We start from the raw sequence: 8,785 nt of genomic DNA, 5'->3' as shown, positions 1-8,785 counted from the left end.
GTAGCGAAGCAATCCAGGGCGGCCTTCAACTGCTCTGGATTGCTTCGCTACGCTCGCAATGACGAAATGAGTTGGAGGCGCCGCAGGCTATATGATCGCCCATCCATCACCCCAAACGCTGCTGCACGCGCGACGACGACAGTTCCGGGGTCTGGGGCAATGGCCCCAGGACTTCGCCCTTTTCTTCACTCGACAACCCGCAGATAAAGCGCAAATAACCCGGCCATGACCCAGTTCTCGCTTCCGGCTTTCGACCTCACCGCATTCGTCACCGCCACTTTGGCCGAAGACCTTGGCGAAGGTCTTCCCGGCGGCGGCCGTGACGTCACTTCGGAAAGCGTGATCGACGCCGACGCGAGGTTCTCCGGCGTTATGGATTCGCGCGATCCGATCACCGTCGCGGGCCTGCCGATCGCGGCGGCGTTCTTCCGCCAGCTCGACCCGGCGATGGAGATCGAGATACTCATCGAGGAAGGCGCGCAGGTCGCTCCCGGAACGCAGCTGATGCGCCTGACCGGCAATGCCCGCGCCATGCTGACGGGGGAGCGCAGCGCCCTCAACACCGTGCAGCACCTGTCGGGCATCGCCACGATGACCCGCGAGTACGTGGACGCCATGGCCGGGCACGCGACCCTGCTCGACACCCGCAAGACGATCCCCGGCCTGCGCCATTTGGAGAAGTACGCAACCCGCATGGGCGGCGCGCAGAACCACCGCATGGGCCTGTGGGACGCGGCGATGATCAAGGACAATCACGTCCTTGTCGCCGGCGGTGTCGGCCCGGCGGTGGCCCGGGCGAAGGCGGCGGGCGTGGCGCAGATCATCTGCGAGGTCGATCACCTCGACCAGATCGAACCGGCCATCGCGGCGGGCGCCCATCACCTGCTGCTCGACAACATGAAACCGGACGTGCTGCGCGAGGCCGTCGCGGTGGTAGCGGGCCGGGTGCCGACCGAGGCTTCGGGCGGCGTCAACCTCAAGACCATCGGCGCCATCGCCGCCAGCGGCGTCACGTATGTATCGGTGGGCCGCCTGACGCAGAGCGCTCCGGCCGCCGACATCGGGCTGGACTTCACGCCGCTGTAATGCGCGGGCGCCAACCATCAGAGCGCCTTCGCAACCGCCCAAAGGTGATGCACCTGTTCGGATGGTTGGTGCTTGCGGGCGTCACATTGAACGTTTTGGCACTTCTGTTGTTCTCGGGACGCTTCCGCGCCGATGCCATAGCGCAGGGTCAAGCCGCCGCAGGGTGGTTTGTCGCTGCGGTGCTGACGATCGCATCCAATTCTCTGTTCTGGTGGCGGATTGCGATCTGCGCCGGAAATCTGGCACGCTGGCTCTATATCGGGCTGGTGGCGCTCTCACTGCTGCAGCTTAAGCCCGCTTATGATGTAGCGCTTAAATACGGGCCGGTCTATGGCACGTTGGTGGGCATTACATTCGTTCTCAGCCTCGGCAGCATCACCATCCTGTTGCGCCGCGACGTGGCGCAATGGCTACATAGCGGTGGGCGGCTCGGTACCATCGATCCAACGGTTTTCGAGTGAGGTGGATCGCCCGCTTCGTGCTTGGCGTGGCTGCGACCCTGCCTAATCCGGCAAGGGCGCAAGCCTATCAATGCTCGGTCCCGCGCCAGATCGCGCCGGTAAGGCCGCTGACACCCGACGGCCCGGTACGGCGCACGGCGATCGCGGGCTACACGCTGTCCGCCAGTTGGTCCCCCGACTACTGCAAGACCAGCGGCGATACCCGCTCGATGCAGTGCAACCGCGCCAGTGGCCGCTTCGGCTTCATCCTGCATGGCCTGTGGCCCGAAGCGGCGCGTGGCCCCTCGCCGCAGTGGTGCGGCGCGCAGACCGTGCCCTCGCCGCAGGTACTGCGCGAGAACCTGTGCATGACGCCCTCGCCCGGCCTGCTCGCGCATGAGTGGGCCAAGCACGGCAGTTGCATGGTCGCCAGCCCGCAGAAGTATTTCCGCGTCAGTGCGATCCTGTGGCGCTCGATCCACTGGCCCGACGCCGATCGCCTTTCCCGCAAGCGCGACCTCACGGTGGGCGATCTGCGCGAGGAATTCGTCGCGGCGAATCGGGGCTGGCCGCGCGAGGCCGTGGGCATCCAGATCAGTCGCACCGGATGGCTGCGCGAGGTTCAGCTTTGCTACGGCAAGGACTTCCGCCCTGCGCGGTGCGAGGCGCGCCAGTTTGGCCCGAGCGATTCGACACCGCTGAAGATCTGGCGCGGGTTATAATCGTCGTCCCGGACGACGTTATCGTTTGGCCTGGAAGAACCCGCGCAGCATTTGCGCCGCCTGCGCCTCGCCGATCCCCGCATAGACCTCGGGCCGGTGCAGGCACTGCGGATGTTCGAAGACCCGCGCGCCATGCTCCACCGCGCCGCCCTTGGGATCGGAGGCCGCGTAATAGACCCGCCCGATTCGCGCATGGGCAATGGCGCCTGCGCACATCGCGCAAGGCTCCAGCGTCACCCACAGCTCGCAACCCTCCAGCCGTTCGTTACCGAGAAGCCGGGCAGCCGCGCGAATCGCCTCGATCTCGGCGTGGCTGGTAGGGTCGTGGCGTTCGCGCGGGGCGTTGCGGCCGGTGGCGATTACACGGCCATCCTTGACGATCACCGCGCCGATGGGCACTTCGCCGGAATCGGCGGCGGCCTGCGCCTCCTGCAGGGCAAGCGCCATGGGTTCGGGAAGAGGCCAGCGAGTCATTCGTCCGCGCTAGCCCTTCAAAAACCTGTGTGCAACTTGACCTTGGGTGGGGGAATCGGTAAGGGCGCGCCTTCCCGTACTTAACGGCAAGCAATTTTCGAGCGAGAAAGACTATGTCCCGCATCTGCGAACTGACTGGCAAGGGCCGCCAGGTTGGCTGCAACGTCAGCCACGCGAACAACAAGACCAAGCGCGTCTTCCTGCCCAACCTCCAGAACGTCACCCTGATGTCGGAAGGTCTGGACCGCAGCTTCAAGTTCCGCGTCTCGACGCACGGCCTGCGTTCGGTCGAGCACAACGGCGGCCTCGACAACTGGCTGCTGAAGACCTCGGACGCCAAGCTGTCGCCGCGCGCCGCCAAGGTGAAGCGCGACCTCAAGAAGACCCAGGCCGCCTGATTGCCTGCTCCTCCTGACGGGGGAGCGCATCGGGAATACGGGTTTTGAAAAAAGCGTGCGAAGCTCTGCTTCGCGCGCTTTTTCGCGTATGAACTCGCCCCCTATTTAGGCCAGGGCAACAGCTTCGGATCGACCGAGAGCTTCCACAGCAGGGTACGCTGGAGCACCCGCATCGCGTTGTCGTCCGACATCAGCCATACGGTGATTCGTCCATCCGCCCGCGGCACCGCCGCAATCGCCTCGAAATTATCGACCGGCAGGACAGAGGCGAGCGAGGCCAATGGCGCCGAGTGCCAGACGTTGCCCGGCCTGATCCGTGCGGTATCGGCAATGACGATCCGCCCGACAAATCGCATGGGCATCGGCCAAAGCAGACGCCGCATCAGGATCAACGCGCGCCCGTCAGGCAATACCGCCATGTCCACGACCGAAAAATTGTCCGGGCCGTCGAAGCGGAACCGCTGGGGGTGCGGATGGCTGATGGGGTCGCCCGAGAATATCAGCGCGTCGTGCAGACGCGATTCGCGCCAGGAAGGTGTAACCTCGCGTATCGTCACGAAGCGGCCGTCCGACAGCCGCGCCAGCGCTTCGGGGCCGGTATTGACGCCCCAGCCGCTCATGGCCCGGGGCGTGACTTCCCCGGTCGCCCTGAACTTGCCGTCTACCTTCACAATCGAGTTCCGGCCCTCAAGACCCAGCCAGTAACCGCCCGAAGCGGGATCGCGCGTCGCCGACTCGACGTCGCGAGCGGCCTTGGTCGCCGCCTTGCGTTCAAAACGGATCCAATTGGGCCGTGGTGGCAGGCCGGGAACGCCGGGAGGCGCAAAGCGCAGGATATCGCCCGAATCATTGAACGCCGTCAGTCTGCCGTCGGGCTCCGGGACCAGCGCAGAATAGCCGAACACCATCGTGTGCCTCGACTTGATCTGCCACGCCCCCTCCAACTTGAACGGTCCAAGATACTCGGCCAGCTTTCGTCGATCGGGCAGGTCTTCCGGCACGACGGCATCGATGACCGGCAGGTCCTTGGGCGACTCGTGGCGAGGCGACCGCCCCCACGTGATCCAGAGCAGCGGTGAAACGACGAGGAGAAGAGCAATGCTGCGGCGCACAAGCGCTGAATAGGGAGCCTTGCCCGATTGGCAACCCCGCTTGGCGCAAAGTCAGTTGGCGGGAAGGAAAAGCAGCGGATCGAGCCGCGCGTCATTCCACTTGATCGACCAGTGCAGGTGCGGCCCGGTGGCCCGTCCGGTCATGCCGATTCGGCCGATGACCTGGCCCTGCCGCACGTGCTCGCCTTCTTTCACAAGGATTTGCGAGCAGTGCAGGAATGCGCTGTTGAGGCCCATGCCGTGGTCCAGCATCAGCAGGTTGCCTTCCAGCGTGAAGGGTTTCTCCGCCGCGAGGATGACCACGCCATCGGCCGGAGCGACGAAGGTAGCGCCGCTGCCGCCGGGTGCGAGGTCCAGCCCGGAATGGTACGCTCCCGGCTCACCGCGATAGATGCGCTGCGAGCCGAAACGGCCGGAAATGCGCGCCTTGATCGGCCAGACGAAGCGTTGCCGCCAGCCTTGCGCATCGGTCGTAAGGATGCGCGCCGCCTCGATCCGCGCAAGCTCGGGGCGACGCAGCGCCATGAACGCCTCGGACGGGCCGCCGGGCTTGCGGGGGATATCGACGTTCTCGATCTGCCACGCGCGCGGCGTGACGGAGAGACGCTGCTCACCGAGCGTGCCGTTGGAATAGGATATGCGCAGCACCGCCTGCGCCCCGGCATCGCGGTCGAAGGCGACGAACCATCCGCCATCAGGCGCCACCTTCACTGGATTGCCATCCAGCGAGAGCGAGCGCACTCCACCGGGCAAAGTCCCGCGCAGCCAGCCGCCTTGCGTCAACTCGCCAACGAAAGGGAGCGTCACGGGTCGCGGCGGTGCGGCCGGGGCCACCGGGGCGACGGGTTGCGCGGCGCGCAGGGCCACAAGCGGCAGCGACACGGCCGCAGCGGCCGCGATCACCGCCAGCGATACGAGCCCCTTCACGCGGCGCGTCATGGTGGCGGGCTCAGACCTGTCCGAGGAGACGTTTCGTCGCGATCTCGGCGGTCGCGTAGGCTTCCTGGCGCTCGACGCTCCAGTAACGGAGGGTTTCGAGCGAAATCTGCTCGCCGGTTACGGCGCACGTGACGTAGTGGCCCGGGCTGAGCACGCGAAAGCCGTTCGGGCCGTAAGCGAGCTTGGCGGGGCGGTCTGCGGAAGACATCAACATGGGCCTGATCCTAGCAGAGCCGCCGCCTCAGAACAAATCGCCCTGTCGTGGCGGGCTTGAAGACTGTCGCGCGGGCTTGGCCGGTGCTGGCCGCGGCGTGACGGCCTCGGTGCCCTCTCGCGTGGTGACCGGCAGTTCGCCGTCGCGGAACTCTATCACCAGACTGCCCTCGCGCAGCGCCGCTTCGCGTGTGGTCAGCGCGGCGCCCGAAGAGGACTTCACCAGCGCGTAACCGCGCTGCAGCGGCAGGCGTGGGTCGAGTTGCGGCAACACGCGATTCACCGGCGCCAGCGCATCGCGCGCCAGCATCCAGCGCCGTTCGAGCAGGCGCGGGGTCAGGCCGATGCGCGTCAGCCGCTCGTCACAGACCTGCACGCGGTGGCGCAGCAGCGGCAGCGACAGACGGCCCGCGACCTGTTGCAAGGCGCGGCCCTTGGCGGCGGCGCGGTCCTGCAGGCCCCGGCGCAGACGCTCGGAGAGTTCGTCCAGTTTTTGCGCCTTGGCGGCGAGGATCGCCTCGGGCTTGGGCAGGCGCTGGACGCGCGCGTCCAACCGTTCGCGCCCCAGCGTAACCGGACGCAGCGCGCAGCGGCGCATCCGCAAGCCCATCTCGTCGATCTGGTTCACCAGTTCGGCACGCACCGGCACCGCCATTTCCGCTGCAGCGGTGGGCGTCGGTGCGCGGCGGTCGGCAGCATGGTCGCACAAGGTGGTGTCGGTCTCGTGCCCGACCGCCGAGATCACGGGGATCGTCGAATCGGCGACGGCGCGCACGACGATCTCCTCGTTGAAGCTCCACAAGTCCTCGATCGAACCACCGCCGCGCGCGACGATCACGAGGTCGGGGCGGGGAACCGGACCGCCGGGCTGGATGGCCGAGAAGCCGCGCACGGCGTTCGCCACTTGCGCCGCCGCGCCCTCGCCCTGCACCAGCACCGGCCAGACCAGCACCCGGCTGGGGAAGCGATCGGCGAGGCGGTGGAGGATGTCGCGGATCACCGCGCCGGTGGGCGAGGTGACGACGCCGATCACTTGCGGCAGATAGGGCAGCGGCCGCTTGCGCTCGGGCGCGAACAGGCCCTCGGCGGCGAGGCGGGCGCGCAGCTTTTCGAGCAGCGCCAGCAGCGCGCCTTCGCCTGCGATCTCCATCGTCTCTATGACGATCTGGTACTTCGAGCGGCCGGGATAGGTCGTCAGCTTGCCGGTGGCGATGACCTCGACGCCGTCCTCGGGGCGGAAGGCGAGGCGCTGGGCGCCGCCTTTCCACATCACCCCGTCGATCACCGCCTTGTCGTCCTTGAGCGCGCAGTAGAGGTGGCCTGAGGCCGCGCGTTTCACGCCCGACAGTTCGCCGCGCAGGCGCACGAAGCCGAAGCGGTCCTCCACCGTGCGCTTGAGGAGATTCGAAATCTCGCTGATCGAGAGCGGCGCGGCGTTGTCCCCGGCCGACTCCTTCGCTACCAGCCCCCCCGAACGACCGTCATTGTAATCATCGTCGTAGAATTGATCGGAAGGCACGGGAAATGAACATCCTGCTACTGGGCTCGGGCGGCCGCGAACATGCGCTGGCCTGGAAGCTGGCGCAATCCCCGCGCTGCGATACCCTGTGGGCCGCCCCCGGCAACCCCGGCATTTCGAGCCTCGCGACGTGCATCGACCTCGACGCGACCGACCACGCCGCCGTGCTGGCCTTCTGCGAGGCGAACGTGATCGGCCTCGTCGTCATCGGCCCCGAGGCGCCGCTGGTGGACGGCCTTGCCGACTCGCTGCGGGGTGAGGGCTTCGCGGTGTTCGGCCCCAGCAAGGCAGCGGCGCAGCTCGAAGGCTCCAAGGGGTTCACCAAGGACCTGTGCGCCCGCGCGAACATCCCGACCGGCGGCTACGAGCGCGTCTCCAGCGAGGCGACGGCGATGGCCGCGCTGGCGAAGTTCGGCGCCCCCGTCGTCATCAAGGCCGATGGCCTTGCAGCGGGCAAGGGCGTCACCGTGGCGATGACCATGGACGAGGCAGAAGCGGCCGTGCGCGACATCTTCGCCGGGCGCTTCGGTGAAGCAGGCGCGGAAGCGGTGATCGAGGAATTCCTCGAAGGCGAGGAAGCCAGCTTCTTCGCGCTGACCGACGGCTCCACCATCGTCCCCTTCGCCTCGGCGCAGGACCACAAGCGCGTCGGCGACGGCGATACCGGCCCCAACACCGGCGGCATGGGCGCCTACAGCCCGGCCAAGGTGCTCACTCCGGAACTGCAGGCCGAGGCGATGACGAAGATCATCGCGCCGACCGTGCGCACCCTCGCCAACGAGGGCATGCCCTATTCCGGCGTGCTGTTCCTCGGCCTGATGCTGACCGCCAAGGGCCCGCAGCTGATCGAGTACAACTGCCGCTTCGGCGACCCGGAATGCCAGGTCATCATGATGCGGCTCGAATCGGACCTCGTCGAACTGCTGCACGCCTGCGCCGAGAACCGCCTTGCCGCGATCGAGCCGCCGCGCTTCTCGGACGACGTCGCGCTGACGGTGGTGATGGCCGCCGACGGCTACCCCGGCACCCCGGCCAAGGGCGGCGCGATCCGCAACGTGGCCGAGGCCGAGGCGGAGGGCGCCAAAGTCTTCCACGCGGGCACCGCGCTGAAGGACGGCGAACTGGTCGCCAGCGGCGGGCGCGTGCTGGCCGTCACCGCCCGCGCGGGCAGCGTGACCGAGGCGCAGGCCAAGGCCTATGCCGCCGTCGACGCGATCGATTTCCCCACCGGCTTCACCCGCCGCGACATCGGCTGGCGCGAAGTGGCGCGCGAAAAGAGCCATGCTTAAGCACGCCGACCCGATCCTGAAGCTGTGCCTCGCACTCGGCGCCCTGATGGGCGGGGCGGGCGTGGGGTATTACTATGGCATCTACCTGCCCGCGCAGGACATCCACCAGCAGACGCTCGCGATGGCGGAGAAGCAGTCCAGGGCCGCCGAGCAATCGCGCGCGCTGGCCGAACGCGCCCGGCGTGAACAGGAGGCGCAGGCAGCCTACGGACAGTGCACCGATTCCTCCGAAAGTGCCTATCGTCAGCGCTGGACGCAGGCGTGCCAGGCGATGCACGACGCCGACCAGGCCGCCTTCGACGACTGCGCCGACGACCTGTTCAGCACCCGCAGCGGCTGCCTCGCCAAGCACCCGATCCGCCCGGCGCAGGACTGCGCGCTGCCTTCGCAGGCGGCGCAGTCGCTGTCAGCGGCGCGGGATCAGAGGAAGGCGCAGTGCGCAGCGCAATTGCAGAGCGCGCAGCGGGGCGGGCAATAAAACGTCGTCCCGGACTTGATCCGGGACCGCTGGCCGTGAACAGCCTTGCCATCGGCGGGACGCCTTGGCGATGGCGCTAGCCTAAAGACAGCCACCGGTCCCGGATCAAGTCCGG

At 67.4% G+C, this 8,785-nt stretch carries 11 protein-coding genes; 6 read left to right on the top strand and 5 right to left on the bottom strand.

Annotation, left to right across the window (positions count from 1 at the left end; translation table 11 throughout):
• The first annotated feature begins 225 nt into the window (after window positions 1-225).
• The 3 genes from nadC to ACYPYD_RS01185 are packed head-to-tail and all read left to right on the top strand — an operon-like array spanning window position 226 to window position 2,248.
• Window positions 226-1,086 carry a carboxylating nicotinate-nucleotide diphosphorylase gene (gene nadC, locus ACYPYD_RS01195; RefSeq protein ID WP_459661784.1) on the top strand — a complete coding sequence of 287 codons (861 nt, stop codon included), beginning with the start codon at window positions 226-228 and terminating at the stop codon, window positions 1,084-1,086.
• A gap of 44 nt (window positions 1,087-1,130) precedes the next feature.
• Window positions 1,131-1,547, top strand: coding sequence for a hypothetical protein (locus ACYPYD_RS01190; protein WP_155986247.1), 417 nt, complete (start codon window positions 1,131-1,133; stop codon window positions 1,545-1,547).
• A gap of 26 nt (window positions 1,548-1,573) precedes the next feature.
• Window positions 1,574-2,248, top strand: a complete 675-nt coding sequence (locus tag ACYPYD_RS01185; RefSeq protein WP_459661783.1) for a ribonuclease T2 family protein — start codon at window positions 1,574-1,576, stop codon at window positions 2,246-2,248.
• Window positions 2,249-2,266: 18 nt separating this feature from the next.
• On the opposite strand, the gene ACYPYD_RS01180 is transcribed toward ACYPYD_RS01185, so the two are convergent.
• Window positions 2,267-2,722, bottom strand: coding sequence for a nucleoside deaminase (locus ACYPYD_RS01180; RefSeq protein ID WP_008831831.1), 456 nt, complete (start codon window positions 2,720-2,722; stop codon window positions 2,267-2,269).
• Window positions 2,723-2,835: 113 nt separating this feature from the next.
• Between ACYPYD_RS01180 and rpmB the strand changes: the two genes are divergently transcribed.
• Window positions 2,836-3,120 (top strand): 50S ribosomal protein L28, encoded by a 285-nt coding sequence (gene rpmB / locus ACYPYD_RS01175; RefSeq protein ID WP_008831830.1) that lies wholly within the window; start codon window positions 2,836-2,838, stop codon window positions 3,118-3,120.
• Between the two features lie 101 nt (window positions 3,121-3,221).
• Here rpmB and ACYPYD_RS01170 read toward each other — a convergent pair whose 3' ends face one another.
• From ACYPYD_RS01170 to xseA, 4 genes are read right to left on the bottom strand one after another with little or no spacing between them, the layout of a single operon-like run.
• The gene (locus ACYPYD_RS01170; RefSeq protein WP_459661782.1) at window positions 3,222-4,232 is read right to left on the bottom strand and encodes an esterase-like activity of phytase family protein; all 1,011 of its coding nucleotides are present in this window, start codon (window positions 4,230-4,232) and stop codon (window positions 3,222-3,224) included.
• A gap of 51 nt (window positions 4,233-4,283) precedes the next feature.
• Window positions 4,284-5,171, bottom strand: a complete 888-nt coding sequence (locus ACYPYD_RS01165; RefSeq protein WP_459661781.1) for a M23 family metallopeptidase — start codon at window positions 5,169-5,171, stop codon at window positions 4,284-4,286.
• Between the two features lie 10 nt (window positions 5,172-5,181).
• On the bottom strand, window positions 5,182-5,385 hold the full coding sequence (locus ACYPYD_RS01160) for a DUF2093 domain-containing protein (protein WP_008830887.1): 204 nt from the start codon (window positions 5,383-5,385) through the stop codon (window positions 5,182-5,184).
• Between the two features lie 27 nt (window positions 5,386-5,412).
• A complete protein-coding gene (gene xseA / locus ACYPYD_RS01155; RefSeq protein ID WP_008830886.1) occupies window positions 5,413-6,903 on the bottom strand; it encodes an exodeoxyribonuclease VII large subunit in 1,491 nt (496 codons plus the stop codon).
• A gap of 5 nt (window positions 6,904-6,908) precedes the next feature.
• On the opposite strand from xseA, the gene purD reads away from it, so the two are divergent.
• A complete protein-coding gene (gene purD / locus ACYPYD_RS01150; protein WP_008830885.1) occupies window positions 6,909-8,192 on the top strand; it encodes a phosphoribosylamine--glycine ligase in 1,284 nt (427 codons plus the stop codon).
• The gene (locus ACYPYD_RS01145; RefSeq protein WP_008830884.1) at window positions 8,185-8,670 is read left to right on the top strand and encodes a hypothetical protein; all 486 of its coding nucleotides are present in this window, start codon (window positions 8,185-8,187) and stop codon (window positions 8,668-8,670) included. The genes purD and ACYPYD_RS01145 overlap by 8 nt, the downstream gene beginning before the upstream one ends.
• The last annotated feature ends 115 nt before the right edge of the window (window positions 8,671-8,785 follow it).

The organism is Novosphingobium sp. 11B (assembly GCF_054589055.1).
The sequence above is the reverse complement of the archived record's forward strand: the minus strand, read 5'-3'. Positions and strand labels throughout refer to the sequence as shown.